Raw genomic sequence first — 16,146 nt, 5'->3', positions numbered from 1 at the left:
GCAGGGAGGCTGCAGAGTACGATATCCAGTATGTTGCGTGGCGGTAAACCGGTTGAGCGAGCACGAATGAGCGACATCGCTCTCGAACGCATTCGCGAAGCGATCGTCACCGGTGAACTGGCGCCGGGCTCGAAGATCAAGGACAGCGAACTCGCCGAGTATCTGGGCTTGAGCAGAACTCCGGTCCGCGAAGCGCTCGCAAGGCTGGTCGACACCGGACTCGTGGAAGCGAAACCCGGTGCGTACACGCGCATCACCACCCTCGACCGCGGTGACGTCGAGGCAACACTCGCAGTCATCGAAGCTCTCGACCAACTGGCCGTCGTCACCGCTGTACCGAATCTCACCGACGAGATGATCGGGGCGATGCGTTCGGCCAACAAGGACTTCGCTGCCGCCGTCAAGCGAAACGACATAGGCCGAGCCCTGACCGCAGACGATCGCCTACACAGCGTCATCATCGATGCTGCGGCGAATCCGCTGTTGAAGAAGCTGATTCACCAGGTTCACCCACAAATTCACCGCATCTACTACCGCAAGTTCTCGAGCCTCCTCGGGAGCCAGGACTCCGTCGATCATCACAACAGGCTGATCGAGCTGTGCGCAGACCACGATGCCGAGGCGGCAGCGACGCTGTCAGCCGAACATCGACGCCATCTCGGCGGGCTGATCGGCGAACTTTTCGACGCCGACGAGTTCGCGCTCTCGGACTGACCGAGTCCGGGTACAAGTTTCGGCGCTTGCCTATATTGGTCATTGCCGATATAAATGATTGGTGCATGCATTCGACGTTCTCGGAGACCCAGTGCGGCGACGAATCATGGAACTCCTGTCCGGCGGCGAGCGCTCGGCGGGTCAGATCGCCGAAGTCGTGGCAGCGGAGTTCGGAATCTCGCAACCGACCGCGTCCGGACACCTGCGAGTACTCCGAGAAAACGGATTCGCCACCGTCCGCAGCGAAGGCACCAGGCGTCTCTATGCCGTCGAGCCCGCGCCATTGCAAGAAGTGGACCAATGGCTCGACGGATTCCGGCAGTTCTGGAGCGGCCCTCTCGACGCATTGGCCACAGAACTCGCCCGCGGGAAACGACGCGGCTCGAAGCGGAGCAGATCTTCACAATCGAATTCTTCCGACGAAGGAGACTCACAATGACCGAGATCGCGAACCAGGACACCAGCCTCACCGCGGTGGAGCGGAGCATGGGTAACCGCGACATCGCAGAAGGTTCGGCTCGAACAGCCGTACTCAAGCGCCGCTACAACGCGTCGGTCGACGACGTCTGGGATGCCATCACGACCCCTGACCGCATCAACCGTTTCTTCCTTCCGGTGAGCGGAAACTTCCAGGTGGGCGGCTCGTACGCCTTCGAAGGCCAGGCAAGTGGCGAGATCCTGGCCTGCGACGCCCCACACCTGCTGCGACTGCAGTGGACACCGCCCGGCGATCGCGGATACAGCGATCAGGTCGAGATCCGGCTGACTGCCGACGGCCCCGACGCCACCTGGCTCGAGTTGGAGCACGCCTCCGTCGCCGATGTCTTCCGTAACGACCCTGACACCGGCTGCTACGGCGTCGGAACCGGCTGGGAAGGCCCACTTCACTACCTGGGCGAATACTTGCGCGGCACTCTCCCTGATGCGCCGAGCACCGAGTGGTACACCTTCGACGAAGCAGAGGAGCTTCGTCTGGCCAACTTCCGAGGGTGGGCGTGGGCAAAGATCGAGGCAGAGCACGGCGGCCGATAACGCCCAATTCTTCGAAAACGGTCACAGGATGGCCGTTAGCTTTGTATCGTGACCGAGCTGGACGTATGTCCAGCAGTTTTGGTGGCTTCCTTTCGTGCCACACCTGCTTCGGTCCACGAGAAGAGAGCTCCACATGGCGCCACAACCCGTAGTCGACAACGCGGCCACGACGCGACGCACGCACATCATCCGGACAGTTCTCGCTGTCCTCGTCATCGCACCGCTGTCGATTGCGGCGTTCTACATGTGGGCACTGTGGGATCCGGGCGACACGGTCAACCGCTTGCCCGTCGCCATCGTCAACGCCGATGCGGGCACAGAACTCGACGGAACACGTCTGCAAGCCGGCGATGAAGTTGTTGCCGCGCTCGTCGAGAGCGGAGACGTTGCATGGAAGGTCGTCTCGGAACAGGAAGCCGCCGACGGCGTCAACGACGGCACCTATTACTTCTCGGTCGTCATTCCGAAAACTTTCAGCGCGGATGTGGCCAGTGCCGCATCGGGTTCGGGCCGCAAGGCCGAACTCGACGTCGTGTACAACGACTACAACAGTCTGGTCGCCGGCCCGGTCGGTGAAAGCATCATCGCTCAGGTGCGCTCGGCGGTCTCCGAGTCGATCGGCGAGCAGTCCATCGACCAGGTGCTGGTCGGGTTGGGTGAACTCGGAACAGGATTCGGTGAAGCAGCAGCAGGAGCGCAACAGCTGTCCGACGGATCCTCCGAAGCGCTTGCCGGAACCAACGAGCTCTACGCTGGAAGCAAGGAACTCGCCACCGGCATGGGCGAAGCAAATCAGGGCGGCAAGGAGCTGGCCGCCGGAGCCGGCGAGCTGGCTGCCGGAGCTGGCGAAGCTGCTGCAGGCTCGGGCGAGCTGAGCAGCGGACTCAACCAGTTGGTCGGGGGCACCGACGAACTCGGCGCAGGCGCCCGACAGATCAGCGAAGTGGTCGACATGGTCACCACCCCGGTACTCGACCTCGCGGGGTCCTCGGACGCCGTCGTCGGTCAGATCGACGCCCTCACGTCGATGCTTCGAAACTCGGCCGATCCGGTCTCCGCCGGACTCGTCGAAGCCCTGGCTGGACTGCGGGCTTCCCTGACTGCACAACCGTCGGACGACGACGTGATCGGTCAGCTCGGCCAGCTTCGCGACGGCGCGCGGGAAATCTCGCGGCAGCTCACTGATCCGAGCAGCGACTACCGTGGTGGGCTCCTTGCCGCCGCGGCCGGTGCAGGTGAACTCAACACCGGCCTGGGCCAACTGTCCGACGGCGCAGGCCAACTCGCTACCGGTGCACAGGAACTCTCCACCGGGCTGGGGCAGTTGGACACTGGAAGTATTGCGCTCCGTGACGGTCTCGGGCAGCTATCGGCCGGCGTCGGCGAGCTCGACGCGGGCAGCGCGGAACTCGCCACCGGTTTGTCCGACGGTGCCGCCCAGGTACCGCAGTTCACGGACGACGAGCGCGCCACCACGGCCAATCTCCTCTCCTCCCCGGTTGCCGTCGACGCGCGGAACAACTATCCCGCAGCCGGTTTCGGGCCGGGAGCCGTCCCTGCCGTGATCTCGGTGGCACTGTTCCTGTGCGGAATTCTCACGTGGTTCGTCGTCCGCCCACGACGCGGACGTTCACTGAACTCGCACACCAGCGTGGTACGTGAGGGGCTGCGCCGCTACCGCATTCCCGCCCTGGTCACCTTGGTCGCGGCGCTCGTGTTGTCGGTGGTGTCACTGACCGTGGCAAACGTCGAACCACCTAGTGTTCTGGCGATGATCGCAGTGATGATCCTGGTGGGTGCCGCCGCGGTCAGCTCGGGCAGGCTCTTCACCGTTGTGTTCGGTGCCGTCAACGGAACCTTCATCGCTCTGGGCGCCTTGATGATTCAGATCTTCGCCTTCGGCGCGGTATACCCCATCGAACAGATGCCGACGGTTCTGCAGAGGCTGCACGCTCTGATGCCACTCACGTGGGCGCGCAACGCCATGCGCATGGTCCTTGTCGGATACTACGGCCCGAAATTCTGGGTGGCGGTAATCGCTCTGGCTGCCTTGGTGATCGGAGCCGTCCTGTTCACCATCTGGTGGCGCCGCCGACAAGAACCGCCGACCGACGCCGATGACGACGCGCCGATCACCGAGGAGATCGTGTACCTCCAGCAAACGCAAGCGTGAGCCGGATCAGCGAACGAGCGTCGTACGCATCAACATGACGTTGTAGTCGGCCCACGTGGTGGCAAGGAAGTACAGATCCGAACCACTGGACCACGGGTGGATGTATGCGGCGTAGATACCGGGAACCTCGACCAGATTGACCAGTGTCTCCGGTGCCGTCCACGGACCGACCGGACCGGGAGCGGTTCGCATCACGATCGAACTGAACGCGTCGGCGTACATCGCCACGAACTTGCCGAGGAACTCGTTGTACTGAACGGAGACCTCACCGATGCGGCCGTCCATGACGGGTACGGCCGCAGCGGGATCGGCACGGACCCAGCCACTTCCGTTCCAGTACTCGTAGGCGGAAAGATCGAGGATCGAACCCTCGGACGCGCGAGAAAGTCGAACCTCGCCGGATCGTCCCGCGGGGGTTCCGTAGTTGTAGACGAACCCGCCGTCCTTCACCATCGAGCTCATCTGGAAGTTCTCGCTACCGGCGACGGGGGCGACACCCGCGGGAAGAATCCCACCGATGTTGGGGCGCAGAGTTTCCGGACGAGTGGTCCACGTTTCGCCGTTGTCCGAGGAGGTGGCAATCTGCGAGTAGTTCGTGCTCCACTGCCCGGCCTCGCCCCAGTTACGCACCGACATGTAGCTCAGATACTGCACACCGTTCACTGCGATGCCGCTCGTGGGGATGCTGGAGGCCTCGACACCCGGAATCTTCAGACCGGAAATGATCTCACGCGCCTGACCTGTGCCGTCCATCGGCGCACTGTCGATGCGCATACCGTCGGCCAGTACCCGATCCGAGCTGCGGAAGAGTACATTGCTTCGCCACTCGCCCACCAAACCGTCGCAGCCGGGGTTACGACTGAGCCCGGTGGTATCGCCGAAAGCGGTCAGAATCTGCCCCGCACCGTTGTCCCACATGATGCCCAGGTCGGTACCCAGGACATTGAAGCGATCTACGGTCTTGTTTGGACTGTATGTCCCGGTGACCTTTTCGATCGCGGCAGTACGACCGGACAGACCTGGCAACCCTCCGGTGTTGCCGTTGAGCCACGGTGCCGCATTGGCCGGACCACCGCTACTACCGACGCCACTGACTCCGACGCAGCCCGGCGCAGCCATCGCCGGCGAAGCCACCGCCGTGACGGCAGCAGCTGCCAGAGCAGCAACTACCCCGAACACCCCCAACGATCTCCCCGCGCGAAACATGACTCCCCCATGGCCGGGATTGTTGGTGTTGTCGTCGTCGTTCCCCCCGAACCTCGGACAATCTAGCAACTGCAGTCACAGACAACCCAATCAGACAAAGACGCGAAAAGGCCTGAAAGTCATAGTAGTTCAGACTTTCAGGCCTTTTCGGACAGAGAAGATCAGTCAGTAGGTCAGCGCGCTCCGCTCGCACCGCCGTCGAGTGGAATCACCGCGCCGGTCAGATAAGCCCCGGCACGTGAAGCCAGGAAGATGGCAAGACCTGCGGCATCCTGGGGAGTTCCGACCCGGCCCAACGGGACCGAGTCCGCCACAGCCTTTGCACTCTGTTCGTCCTCGAGGAGGAATGCCATCATCTTCGACGGGAACGGGCCCGGCGCAATGGCATTGACCGTGATCTGTTCCCCCGCAAGCGTTGCCGCGAGCTTGCGCGTCAACATGTGCACCGCAGCCTTACTGGCTCCGTACGAGAAGTTCTCCGACCCCGACACCACGAGTCCGTCGATCGATCCGATATTGATCACGCGCGCGGGATCTTCCGCCGTGGCTGCAGACCGCAACTGCGGCAACAGCTTCTGCGTCAGTAGGAAGATTGCCTTGACATTGATGTCGAAAATCTTGTCGAAGCCTGCGGCCGGAAAATCGTCGACGGGAGCTCCCCACGTGGCACCGGCGTTGTTGACCAGTACGTCGAGCGTCGGCGAAATCTCGGCGACCTTCGCAGCGAGGCTCTCGACCCCCTCGTCCGTGGACAGATCGGCCGGATGCGAAATGCAGGTGCCGAACTCCGAAAGCTCTCGCGCGGCTTCGTCACAGGCTTCGGCTTTTCGGGCCGAAATGACGACCGTCGCTCCGCCTTCGACAAACCCGCGAGCGATCATGTATCCGATGCCGCGTGATCCACCGGTGACCACAACGGTCTTGCCACTGACGTCGAACAGTCCCTCGATCAAGCTCATGCGACCTCGAAAAGCCCGGCAGCACCCATACCGCCGCCGATGCACATGGTCACCACCACGAGCTTGGCTCCGCGCCGTTTTCCTTCAAGAAGAGCATGGCCGACCAGACGAGCGCCCGTCATTCCGTACGGATGGCCGACGGAGATACCGCCGCCGTCGACGTTGTACTTCTCGGGATCGATCCCGAGCTTGTCGCGGCAGTACAGGGCCTGAGAGGCGAAGGCCTCGTTGAGTTCCCAGAGATCGATGTCGTCGACCTTCAGGCCGTGAAGATCCAGCAGACGCGGAATCGCGAACACCGGTCCGATGCCCATCTCGTCGGGAGCGCAACCCGCGACAGCCATGCCACGGTAGATACCGAGAGGCGCCAACCCGCGGCGTTCCGCCTCGCCTGCCTCCATCAGCACCGACGCCGAAGCGCCGTCGGAGAGCTGAGACGAGTTGCCCGCAGTGATGGACGAATGAGCACTGACAGTCCCGTCGGCCAGAACCGGTCGCAGACTCGACAGCCCTTCCAACGTGGTGGAAGCGCGGTTGCCTTCGTCGCGGGTCAGCGTCACGGACTCGCTGCGGATCTCACCCGTCTCCTTGTCCTGCACCTGCTTGATCGAGGGCAGCGGGACGATCTCGAGATCGAACCGACCTGCGTCCTGGGCCGCTGCGGTCCGCTGCTGGGAGACGAGCGCGAACTCGTCCTGCTGCTCGCGGGTGACTCCGTAGCGCTCGGCGACGATCTCGGCCGTATGCAGCATCGGCATGTAGATCGACGGCTTGTTTTCCTTCAGCCACGGATCAGCCGCGCGGAAGTTGTTCATGTGATCGTTCTGGACCAACGAGATCGATTCGACTCCGCCGCCGACCGCGATCTGCATTCCGTCGTCCACGATCTGCTTGGCTGCGGTTGCGATGGCCATGAGACCGGACGAGCACTGACGGTCGATCGTCATTCCGGACACCGAGTCCGGAAGCCCGGCCCGCAGCACCGCTTGCCGTGCGACGTTGCCGCCGGAAGAGCCCTGCTGCAGCGCGGCGCCGAGGATGACGTCCTCGACCTCGCCGCCCTCGAGGCCCGCGCGCTGAACTGCATTCCAAATGGCATGTGCAGCAAGCTCTTGAGCCTGAGTGTTGTTGAACGCGCCGCGGTACGCCTTACCGATCGGGGTACGGGCGGTGGAAACGATGACAGCTTGCCTCATCGGGGAATCCTTTCGTCGAACACGAAGTGCTGTGCGCCTTTATTAACCGCCGGGGGTTAATAAAGGCGCACAGCAAGAATCAGGGCTGGAACACGACGCGACCGACCGTGGTGCCGTCGCCGAGGCGACCGATACCGTCGGCAACGTCCGTCAACGACAACCGCTCACTGATCAGTGGTTTGACCAAGCCGGCATCGGCGAGCCTGGTGAGCTCGACGTGGCAGTCGTCGATGGCCTGCTGGTTGTAGGCCTTGTACAGCCCCCAGTGCAGTCCGATGATCGAATAGTTCTTGATGAGAGCGTGATTGAGTGCCGGCTGCGGGATCGTGCCACCGGCGAAGCCGATGATGACGATCCGTCCCTCGAAGGCGATGCACTTGGTGGACTTCGCGTATGCGTCGCCGCCGACCGGATCGAAGACCACGTCGGCGCCCTTGCCGCCGGTGAACTCCTTGACCGCTGCCACGAAGTCCTCACTGTGACGGTCTACGACGAGGTCTGCGCCGAGCTTGCGCGCGTACTCGGCCTTGTCCGGGCCGCCGACGACACCGATCACCTTGGCGCCTGCCGCCTTGCCGAGTTGCACTGCCGCACTACCGACACCACCCGCAGCAGCGTGGACCAACAACGTCTCACCCTCAAGCAGTTGGGTGCGGCGATGCAGAGCGAACCACGCTGTCTGATAGCCGATGCTCAGAGCGGATGCTTCCGCGTCGTCGAGAGCCGACGGCGCCGGGAACGTGTTGTTCTGATCCAGTACCGAGTACTCGGCGAATCCGCCGGACGGCAGACTCGGATTACCGATCACCCGGTCCCCCACTGCGAATTTGGTCACCGATTCACCGACCGAGACCACTTCACCACACAGTTCGACACCGGGTGTGAAGGGCAGCGGCGGCTTGATCTGGTACTCACCCCGGCACATGAGGACGTCGGGGAAGTTGGCCGGAGCCGCCAGCACCTTGACCAACATCTCCGTCGCATTCGGGGTGGGATCCGCGGTCTCCTCCAACGCGAGCACATCGCGGGGTTGACCGAGTTCGTTGACGCGCCAAGCCTTCACAGCAATTCTCCAGACAGATAGTGGGTGAGTTTCAGGACGAGATCGGGAGGTCGACCAACTCGGCGAGGCGTGCCCGATGCTGATACGCGGTTCCCAGCGACAGCTGATCGCTCTTCGCCCGTTTGAGGTACAAGTGCGCCGGATACTCCCACGTCATTCCGATACCACCATGAAGTTGGACGCACTCCTCGGCAGCATGAACCGCGACGCCGCTGCAGAATGCCTGGGCCACCGTCGCTGCGATCGCCGCATCTTCGTCGCCGCGTGCATAGGTGTCCGCCGCATATCGTGCTGCCGCTCCCGAAGAGCTGACTTCGAGCCAGAGATCGGCGAGGCGGTGCTTGATCGCCTGGTACGAACCGATCGCCCGGCCGAACTGCTTGCGCTCCTTCACATACGCGAGAGTCGTTTCGAGGCACCACTGAGCTACAGCGAACTGTTCGGACGCCAGCAGTGCGCTTCCGCAGAGCAACGCTTCCTCAACCGCTTGCGCCGCGTTGCCGCTGTCGACACGGACCGACGACGACCCCGAGAACTCGACGTCCGCCAATCGGCGCGTCATGTCCAGGGACAGAACCGGCGTGACGGTGGCGTCGGCGATCCGAACGGTATGCAGCTCCAGACCGCTCTCACCGGCAACCGGAACAACAAGAACATCGGACTCGGCGACGCCGGCAACCGTCGTGACGCTGCCGACGAGTCCACTCGCCGTTGCCTTGACAGTGGGTGTGAAAGTTCCTGGTGCAGTGGACAACGGGACGATCAGAGCAGCCGTCGAATCCCCCGCCGCCAATTGACCGAGCACCTCGGTCTCGCCGGCCTTCAGCAACGCCGTGGTCGCCAGCACAGCGCTGGTGAAGAACGGAACGGGAGCGACCGCACGTCCGATCTCCTCCATCACGACCGCCGCCTCACGCGTCGACGCACCTGCCCCGCCCAGTTCTTCGGGTACCAGCAGTCCCGCCAAACCGAGTTCCGACGCCAGCGACTTCCACAGCCCGGTGAAGTCGGCGGACACGTCGTCGTACGCCGTGACCACGGTGTCGGCGCCGGCGCGCTCGCTCAGCAGTCGTCTGACGCTGGCTCGCAGATCTTGTTCGGTCTCGGAGTACAACAGATCGGCGCTCATCGGGGTAAGTCCTTCCAGGCGATGTCCTTGTCGACGCGATGCTCGGGCGGCAACCCGAGTACACGTTCTGCGATGACGTTGCGCAGGATCTCCGACGTTCCGCCCTCGATCGAATTGCCCTTGGCTCGCAGGTACCGGTATCCGGGTTCACGCCCGGTGAAGTCGACGGAATCCGGTCGACGCAGCGTCCAGTCGTCGTAGCGCAGACCGGCTTCGCCGTGCAGTTCGAGGTCGAATCCAGAAATCTGCTGGGCCAAACCGGCAAACGCGAGCTTCATTCCCGAGCCTTCGGGGCCGGGCTGGCCGGCGGCGAGCTGCTGGCGCAGTCGCTCACCGGTCAGACGCGCAACTTCGGATTCGGTCCAGAGCCGCATCAACTCGTCGTGCATCGCCGGGTTACGCAGCTCGGGCTCGTCACGCCAGGCCTGAGCGACCTTTCCGATCATGCCTCCCTCACGCGGTGCGCCCGAACCGATGGCAACACGCTCGTTGTTCAGGGTGGTGGTCGCAACCTTCCACCCCTGGCCTTCGGCTCCGAGGCGATTGGCGTCCGGAATTCTGACGTCCGTGAGGAATACCTCGTTGAATTCGGCCTCGCCGGTGATCTGACGCAGCGGCCGGACATCGACGCCCGGGTCGGTCATGTCGCAGATGAAGTAGCTCAGACCCGCATGCTTGGAGCGCGACGGATCGGTCCTGGCCACGAGAATCGCCAGCTGCGCATTTTGCGCGCCCGACGTCCATACCTTCTGCCCGTTGACTATCCAGTCGTCGCCGTCGCGGACGGCGCGGGTAGCGACGGCCGCGAGGTCCGAACCTGCGCCCGGTTCACTGAACAGCTGGCAGTAGACCGTCTCCGCAGTCCACAACGGGCGCAGGAACTTCTGCTTCTGCTCCTCGGTGCCGAAGGCAGCGATGGTCGGTGCCGCCATGCCCAGTCCGATCCCGTTCTTGCCGGTGGCCGGGCCCGGTGCACCGGCGGCCTCCAGCTGAGCGTTCACCTGACGCTGAAAGCTCTGCGGTACACCGAGTCCCCCATGACCTTCGGGGAAATGAACCCACGCCAGTCCGGCGTCGAATCGTGCGCCGAGGAAGTCCGATACCGACACGCTGTTCGGATCGTTCTCCGCGAGAAGCGTGTTCACCTTCTCGGTGAGATCACGCGATACTGCCTCTTCGTCGAAAGCCATGCCCATTCCTTCGGTTCGAGCGGTGAGCGGACGGTCAGTCCTTCGGTCCACCGGCGACGTAGACGACCTGACCGGAAACAAAGCCTGCGCCTTCGCTGACAAAGAACGATGCGGTGTGCGCGATGTCCTCGGGCTGTCCGACGCGATTGACCGGAATCTGCGAAGCGGCAGCGGTCTTGAAGTCCTCGAAGCCGACGCCCATGCGCTCGGCCGTTGCGGCGGTCATCTCGGTTTCGATGAATCCGGGGGCAATAGCGTTCGCGGTCACGCCGAACTTGCCCAGCTCGAAGGCCAATGTCTTGGTGAAGCCCTGCATTCCGGCCTTCGCAGCGGAGTAGTTGACCTGTCCGCGATTACCGAGCGCGGACGTGCTCGAGAGGTTCACGATGCGGCCGAACTTCGCTTCCACCATGTACTTCTGCACCGCACGCGACATGAGGAACGCTCCGCGCAGGTGGACGTTCATCACCGAATCCCACTCGGCAACGCTCATCTTGAACAGAAGGTTGTCGCGAGTGATGCCGGCATTGTTGATCAGCACGGTAGGTGCACCCAGTTCTGCGGCAACACGATCCACTGCTGCAGCGACCGAAGCCTCGTCGGAGACGTCAGCGCCGACGGCCAGTGCCTGTCCGCCTGCGGCCTTGATCGCGTCGACGGTTCCGGCACACGCCGCTTCGTCGAGGTCGAGCACGGCGACGGTAAAACCGTCTTCCGACAGTCGCTTCGCTACTGCCGCACCGATTCCGCGTGCTGCACCCGTGACAATTGCGGTTCTACGTTCCTGGCTCACTGGCCCTCCATACTTTCGTGATTCGACGGACACCGGACGATCTCGTCAGATCCCGGCCTGATCTGCAATTTCCCTGGCTTTGGCGACCAAGGCGTCAATACGTTCCACGGTGGGAGTTCCGCTCTCGGCGGCATTCTGCGGTTCGTCGCGGGCGCGACGCATCACGCCCTCGGCGATCACGGCAATCTTCCACAGTCCCAACGTGTGCCAGAACTTCAGCGCAGCAGGATCCCGTCCGGTGGCCTCGAGATAGATCCGGGAGATCTCCTCTCGCGAGGGGAATCCCGGGAGTGCCGACGCCGGGAAATCGCCGCCGGTATTCTCACCAGCCGCCGGCCAGTACGCCAACAAGCTTCCGACGTCCGCCAACGGATCACCGAGTGTGCACAGTTCCCAGTCGAGGGCCGCGACAACTTCGCCGTTGCTCGCCGAGGTGATCACATTGCGTAGGTGAAAGTCGCCGTGCACCAACGTGGTTTCAGTGTGATCCGGCTGGGCTGCAATCAGGCGTCGGGTGAGATCGTCGAGATCAGGGCATTCCCGCGTCTTCGACTGTTCCCATTGACCTCCCCAACGCTTCAACTGCCGTGCAGCGTAGGGCTTGTGGCTTGCCAGGTCGTCGAGACCGGCCTGCTCGAGGTCGACGGCGTGTATCTTCGCCAGCGTCTGAGCGAGCGAGATTCCGATTGCCCGGCGACGATCTTCCGACAACGCCTCCGCAAGAGGCATTCGGTCCACCACTTCGCCGTCCACGAATTCCATGAGGAGCAGCGGAACTTCGGTGACGGCAGGATCCTCGGTCAACCCGAATACTCGCGGCGAAGGCACGTCGGTGGATTCGAGAGCGCTCAGGATTCGAGCCTCACGCGCCACGTCGTGAGCCGAGGCCAGCAGATGCCCCAGCGGTGGGCGTCGTAGCACCCAGCGATTGCCGTCCTGATCGCGAACCAGGTACGTGAGATTCGACTGCCCCAAGCCGATTCGATCGAAGGACAACGGCCCGGAAAAGTCGATCCCCAGGCCTGCGATCCACCCGGTGACCGCTTCGGTATCGAGTCCCACTACTCCGACGCTAGCCACCGACGGACGCTCCCTGCCGGAACGGGAGTGCGTCACCCAACAACTGGCCACCGTCGATGGTCATGATCTCGCCGGTGATCCACTGGGCTGCATCCGAAACCAGGAAGGCAATGGCAGCGGCCACGTCCTCGGGTTCACCGATGCGTCCGAGAGCAGTCGACGCGGACACCGCTTCTTCGTGTTCTTTCCACAGAGCTTCGGCGAGTTTGGTTCTCACCACTCCCGGCGCAACGGCGTTGACACGAATCTTCGGTGACAACTCGAGCGCCAACTGCTTGGTGATGTGGATCAGAGCAGCCTTCGACGCGTTGTACGTACCGATTCCCGCCTCGAACGCCATGCCGCCGATCGAAGCGGTGTTGACCACGGAACCACCGTGCTCGCCCATCCAGGCCCGCGCTGCGAGGCCGGTCCACAGGACTGGAGCCCACACGTTGACGTCGAAAGTCTTGGCGAAGCGCGAGTGATCCTGGTTGATGATCGGCCCGAACGACGGGTTGGTGCCCGCGTTGTTCACCAAGATGTCGAGACTGCCGAAACGCTCGATCGTCTGCTCGACGCACTTGCGTGCAGCATCCTCGTCCGTCGCGTGAGCGCCGACGCCGATCGCGTTGCCGTTCACCTGCGCGGCAGCCGCATCTGCGGATTCCTGTGAGCGCGAAGTCAGTACGACGTTTCCGCCCGCCGCCGCAATCGCCTGCGCGGTCGCGAGGCCGATGCCCCGCGATGCGCCTGTGACGATTGCCGTCTTACCGGTGAGATCCAGTCCTGCCATGTCAGTTCGCCTTGACTTCGCGGTACTTGCGCAGTTCCTGCTTGGCGATGGCGCGCTTGTGCACCTCGTCCGGGCCGTCGGCCAGGCGAAGGGTGCGCATGTGGGCGTAAGCCATCGCGAGCGGGAAGTCGTCGGTGACGCCGCCACCGCCGTGAACCTGGATGGCGCGGTCGATGATCTTGAGCGCGATGTTCGGTGCCGCAACCTTGATGGCTGCGATCTCGGTGCGCGCTTCCTTGTTGCCCACCGTGTCCATCATGTGTGCGGCCTTGAGCGTGAGGAGTCGAACCATCTCGATGTCGATACGAGCCTCGGCGATCCAGTCCTGGATATTCGCGTTGTCACTGACGGGCTTCCCGAAGGTGATGCGGGTGGATGCGCGCTTGCACATCAGTTCCAGTGCGCGCTCGGCCATTCCGATTGCACGCATGCAGTGGTGGATGCGGCCGGGGCCGAGGCGGGCCTGGCTGATCGCGAATCCTTCACCCTCACCGGCGAGAATGTCCTTGGCCGGGACGCGCACGTCCTCGAAAGTGATCTCGCCGTGTCCTTCGCGGTCCTGGTAGCCGAAAACCGGCAGGTTGCGCAGGATCGTGACGCCGGGAGCATCGATCGGCACGACCATCATCGACTGCTGACGGTGGGTGGCGGCATTGAAGTCGGTCTTACCCATGACGATCAGAACCTTGCAGTTCTGGTGCAAGGCGTTGGAAGCGAACCACTTACGGCCGTTCAGCACGTACTCGTCGCCGTCACGGTCCATACGGAGCTGGATGTTGGTGGCGTCGGAGCTGGCAACCTCGGGCTCGGTCATCGCGAAAGCGGAACGAATTTCGCCTTCGAGAAGCGGCTTGAGGTACTTCTCCTTGTGCTCGTCGGTGCCGAAGAGCGTGAGCACCTCCATGTTTCCCGTGTCCGGAGCGGCGCAGTTGGTGGCCTCGGAGGCCAGGTGGCTGCGGCCCATGATCTCCGCGAGCGGTGCGTATTCCAGGTTGGTCAGGCCGGGGCCCCATTCGGGATGGGGATGGAAGAGGTTCCACAGCCCGCGGGCCTTGGCTTCCTTCTTCAAGTCGTCGATGATCGGCGGCTGAAAGTGCGGGTTACCGGACTCACGCATCTGCTCTTCGTAGACCGCTTCGGCCGGGTAAACGTGCTTGTCCATGAAATCGAGCAGTTCGGCCTGGTACTTCTTGGTGCGATCCGAGAACTCAAACACTGACATGTGAACTCCTGACAGAGAGGGAAGGAAAATTGGGGGCTCGATGTTCGAGATGGCTGTTGACACCCTCGACGACATCCGGGCCGTGAAATGCGTTCAGCATCAGCGATTCCGCATGCCTGGCGGAATCAGTGAAGGTCGAGTGCGCGTCGGCACTCATCTGAGATTTGATGACGGAGAGGGACGTCGGCGAGCAGTTCGCCGCGATGTCCTCGGCGTAAGCAATCGCCGCATCCAGAACGTCACCGCCGGTGACCAGGTGGTCGATCAGACCGATGCGGTACGCCTCGTCGGCGTCCACCATCCGGCTGGAAAGCAGAAGATCGACTGCTCGACTGTGCCCGACCAAGCGGGGCAACATCCAGGAGATGCCGTACTCCGCAATCAGGCCTCGACGCGCGAACGCGGTAGTGAATCGTGTTGCGCTCGAACCGAAACGAACGTCGCAGTACAGAGCCTCGACCATTCCGAGCCCGGCAGCGACGCCGTTGACGGCGGCGATCAGCGGCTTGCGGATGGTGGTCGGGAAATGACGGTCTCGCGGCCGGACAAGATCACTTTCGGAGACTTCGCCGACGTTCTTCAAATTGCCGAGGTCAGCCCCCGAGCAGAATCCTCGGCCGGAGCCGGTGACAACAATTGCTCGGACACTGGGATCTTCGTCTGCCACGGCCAGAAAGTCGTAGTACTGATCTTCGAGCTCGTTGGTCCACGCGTTGAGAACGCGGGGCCGATTGAATGTCAGAACCAGCACCGCTCCTCTCTGCTCGGAGAGGACGAGTTCCTCGGTCATCGTGTTCCCGCGAGGAGCGACGCCTGGTACCGGCGCATCCCGCGCAGCCAACGGTCGTAGTCGGCGCCCTTCTGCCGGTACATGTCCAGCACGTTCTTGTGCGGAAGGATGAGAAACTCTTCGGCATCCACTGCCGCAAGAACGATTTCGGCGCATTCGGCAGGCTCGAGAACATTGCCTGCCGCAAGCACGGCTCCGGTTGCGGCCTTGCCGACCGGATCGCCGGAATTCTCACCTTCGTAGAGAAGCTTGGTGTTGACGCCCATCGGGCACAGGCAACTGACGCGAACACCCTGATCTCCGTAGGTGATCGAGAGCCACTCGGCAAACGCGACCGCGGCATGTTTGGTCACCGAGTACGCGGCGGACCCGACCTGACTGAGCAAGCCGGCCGCAGAGGCCGTGCTGATGAAGTAGCCCTCCCCGCGCTCCGTCCAGCCGGGGACGAGGAGCCTGGCAGCGCGAATGTGGGCGCGAACGTTGACGTCGATCGTCGTGTCCCAGACGTCTTCACTGATGTCGAGGCCCATGCCACCGGTAACGCCGGCATTGGCGAAGTAGAGGTCGACCGGGCCGAATTCCTTTTCCGCCTGCGCGATCAGGCCCGCAATGACCGTCTCGTCGGAGACGTCGCCACCGGCAGACACGGCCGCTCCGGGACGCTCCGCGTTGATCGCCTCTGCTACTGCCGAAGCTGCTGCCCCGTCCAGGTCAGCCACTACGACGCGAGCCCCCTCGGCAGCCAGTCGCTCGGCCAGTGCACCGCCGATTCCCCCGCCGCCACCGGTGACAATTGCTACCTTCTGGGCAACCTTCATGAGCGA

General features: G+C 63.2%; 16 protein-coding genes. 4 read left to right on the top strand and 12 right to left on the bottom strand.

Annotated features, from left to right (window positions below; translation table 11 throughout):
• Positions 1 to 30: 30 nt before the first annotated feature.
• The 4 genes from ATN37_RS24275 (at position 31) to ATN37_RS24260 (ending at position 3,919) form a co-directional block, all read left to right on the top strand.
• Positions 31 to 714, top strand: a complete 684-nt coding sequence (locus ATN37_RS24275) for a GntR family transcriptional regulator (protein WP_075834638.1) — start codon at positions 31 to 33, stop codon at positions 712 to 714.
• 61 nt (positions 715 to 775) lie between these two features.
• Positions 776 to 1,153, top strand: a complete 378-nt coding sequence (locus ATN37_RS24270; protein ID WP_003942971.1) for a helix-turn-helix transcriptional regulator — start codon at positions 776 to 778, stop codon at positions 1,151 to 1,153.
• Complete coding sequence (locus tag ATN37_RS24265; RefSeq protein ID WP_075834640.1) at positions 1,150 to 1,746, top strand: SRPBCC domain-containing protein; 597 nt, start codon at positions 1,150 to 1,152, stop codon at positions 1,744 to 1,746. Before ATN37_RS24270 ends, ATN37_RS24265 begins: the two co-directional genes overlap by 4 nt.
• 133 nt (positions 1,747 to 1,879) lie before the next feature.
• Entirely contained in the window at positions 1,880 to 3,919 is a 2,040-nt protein-coding gene (locus tag ATN37_RS24260) for a YhgE/Pip domain-containing protein (RefSeq protein WP_218695707.1), read from the top strand.
• 6 nt (positions 3,920 to 3,925) lie between these two features.
• On the opposite strand, the gene ATN37_RS24255 is transcribed toward ATN37_RS24260, so the two are convergent.
• The 12 genes from ATN37_RS24255 to ATN37_RS24200 form a co-directional block, all read right to left on the bottom strand.
• Positions 3,926 to 5,125 carry a DUF4185 domain-containing protein gene (locus tag ATN37_RS24255; RefSeq protein WP_218695706.1) on the bottom strand — a complete coding sequence of 400 codons (1,200 nt, stop codon included), beginning with the start codon at positions 5,123 to 5,125 and terminating at the stop codon, positions 3,926 to 3,928.
• Positions 5,126 to 5,298: 173 nt separating this feature from the next.
• Complete coding sequence (locus tag ATN37_RS24250) at positions 5,299 to 6,084, bottom strand: RhlG family 3-oxoacyl-ACP reductase (protein ID WP_007730838.1); 786 nt, start codon at positions 6,082 to 6,084, stop codon at positions 5,299 to 5,301.
• The gene (locus tag ATN37_RS24245) at positions 6,081 to 7,280 is read right to left on the bottom strand and encodes an acetyl-CoA C-acyltransferase (protein ID WP_058038319.1); all 1,200 of its coding nucleotides are present in this window, start codon (positions 7,278 to 7,280) and stop codon (positions 6,081 to 6,083) included. The genes ATN37_RS24250 and ATN37_RS24245 overlap by 4 nt, the downstream gene beginning before the upstream one ends.
• A 79-nt stretch (positions 7,281 to 7,359) precedes the next feature.
• Entirely contained in the window at positions 7,360 to 8,343 is a 984-nt protein-coding gene (locus tag ATN37_RS24240) for an NADPH:quinone oxidoreductase family protein (RefSeq protein WP_003943088.1), read from the bottom strand.
• A gap of 31 nt (positions 8,344 to 8,374) precedes the next feature.
• A complete protein-coding gene (locus ATN37_RS24235) occupies positions 8,375 to 9,472 on the bottom strand; it encodes an acyl-CoA dehydrogenase family protein (protein ID WP_218695705.1) in 1,098 nt (365 codons plus the stop codon).
• Positions 9,469 to 10,662, bottom strand: a complete 1,194-nt coding sequence (locus tag ATN37_RS24230) for an acyl-CoA dehydrogenase family protein (protein WP_003943047.1) — start codon at positions 10,660 to 10,662, stop codon at positions 9,469 to 9,471. The genes ATN37_RS24235 and ATN37_RS24230 overlap by 4 nt, the downstream gene beginning before the upstream one ends.
• Positions 10,663 to 10,696: 34 nt before the next feature.
• On the bottom strand, positions 10,697 to 11,455 hold the full coding sequence (gene fabG / locus ATN37_RS24225) for a 3-oxoacyl-ACP reductase FabG (RefSeq protein WP_218695704.1): 759 nt from the start codon (positions 11,453 to 11,455) through the stop codon (positions 10,697 to 10,699).
• A gap of 45 nt (positions 11,456 to 11,500) precedes the next feature.
• Positions 11,501 to 12,535 (bottom strand): phosphotransferase family protein, encoded by a 1,035-nt coding sequence (locus ATN37_RS24220; RefSeq protein ID WP_039973187.1) that lies wholly within the window; start codon positions 12,533 to 12,535, stop codon positions 11,501 to 11,503.
• On the bottom strand, positions 12,528 to 13,310 hold the full coding sequence (locus ATN37_RS24215) for an SDR family oxidoreductase (RefSeq protein ID WP_007730827.1): 783 nt from the start codon (positions 13,308 to 13,310) through the stop codon (positions 12,528 to 12,530). Before ATN37_RS24215 ends, ATN37_RS24220 begins: the two co-directional genes overlap by 8 nt.
• Before the next feature lies 1 nt (position 13,311).
• Positions 13,312 to 14,532 (bottom strand): acyl-CoA dehydrogenase family protein, encoded by a 1,221-nt coding sequence (locus tag ATN37_RS24210; protein WP_019745701.1) that lies wholly within the window; start codon positions 14,530 to 14,532, stop codon positions 13,312 to 13,314.
• Positions 14,519 to 15,322: an enoyl-CoA hydratase-related protein gene (locus ATN37_RS24205; RefSeq protein WP_050656976.1), complete on the bottom strand. Its 804-nt coding sequence runs from the start codon at positions 15,320 to 15,322 to the stop codon at positions 14,519 to 14,521. Before ATN37_RS24205 ends, ATN37_RS24210 begins: the two co-directional genes overlap by 14 nt.
• On the bottom strand, positions 15,319 to 16,140 hold the full coding sequence (locus tag ATN37_RS24200; RefSeq protein WP_003942864.1) for an SDR family oxidoreductase: 822 nt from the start codon (positions 16,138 to 16,140) through the stop codon (positions 15,319 to 15,321). The genes ATN37_RS24205 and ATN37_RS24200 overlap by 4 nt, the downstream gene beginning before the upstream one ends.
• Positions 16,141 to 16,146: the final 6 nt, after the last annotated feature.

The sequence above is a fragment of the Rhodococcus sp. MH15 genome, from assembly GCF_019266045.1.
In the GTDB taxonomy this organism is placed as follows: Bacteria; Actinomycetota; Actinomycetes; order Mycobacteriales; family Mycobacteriaceae; genus Rhodococcus_F; species Rhodococcus_F qingshengii.
This window is presented reverse-complemented; position numbering and strand designations above follow the sequence as displayed.

Excerpts from the sequence above, each read along its gene's own strand:
- ATN37_RS24255 (WP_218695706.1), bottom strand. The coding sequence starts at position 5,125 with ATGTTTCGCGCGGGGAGATCGTTGGGGGTGTTCGGGGTAGTTGCTGCT.
- ATN37_RS24250 (WP_007730838.1), bottom strand. The coding sequence starts at position 6,084 with ATGAGCTTGATCGAGGGACTGTTCGACGTCAGTGGCAAGACCGTTGTG.
- ATN37_RS24230 (WP_003943047.1), bottom strand. The coding sequence starts at position 10,662 with ATGGCTTTCGACGAAGAGGCAGTATCGCGTGATCTCACCGAGAAGGTG.
- ATN37_RS24210 (WP_019745701.1), bottom strand. The coding sequence starts at position 14,532 with ATGTCAGTGTTTGAGTTCTCGGATCGCACCAAGAAGTACCAGGCCGAA.
- ATN37_RS24245 (WP_058038319.1), bottom strand. The coding sequence starts at position 7,280 with ATGAGGCAAGCTGTCATCGTTTCCACCGCCCGTACCCCGATCGGTAAG.
- ATN37_RS24205 (WP_050656976.1), bottom strand. The coding sequence starts at position 15,322 with ATGACCGAGGAACTCGTCCTCTCCGAGCAGAGAGGAGCGGTGCTGGTT.
- ATN37_RS24200 (WP_003942864.1), bottom strand. The coding sequence starts at position 16,140 with ATGAAGGTTGCCCAGAAGGTAGCAATTGTCACCGGTGGCGGCGGGGGA.
- ATN37_RS24235 (WP_218695705.1), bottom strand. The coding sequence starts at position 9,472 with ATGAGCGCCGATCTGTTGTACTCCGAGACCGAACAAGATCTGCGAGCC.
- ATN37_RS24260 (WP_218695707.1), top strand. The coding sequence starts at position 1,880 with ATGGCGCCACAACCCGTAGTCGACAACGCGGCCACGACGCGACGCACG.
- ATN37_RS24215 (WP_007730827.1), bottom strand. The coding sequence starts at position 13,310 with ATGGCAGGACTGGATCTCACCGGTAAGACGGCAATCGTCACAGGCGCA.
- ATN37_RS24275 (WP_075834638.1), top strand. The coding sequence starts at position 31 with ATGTTGCGTGGCGGTAAACCGGTTGAGCGAGCACGAATGAGCGACATC.
- ATN37_RS24265 (WP_075834640.1), top strand. The coding sequence starts at position 1,150 with ATGACCGAGATCGCGAACCAGGACACCAGCCTCACCGCGGTGGAGCGG.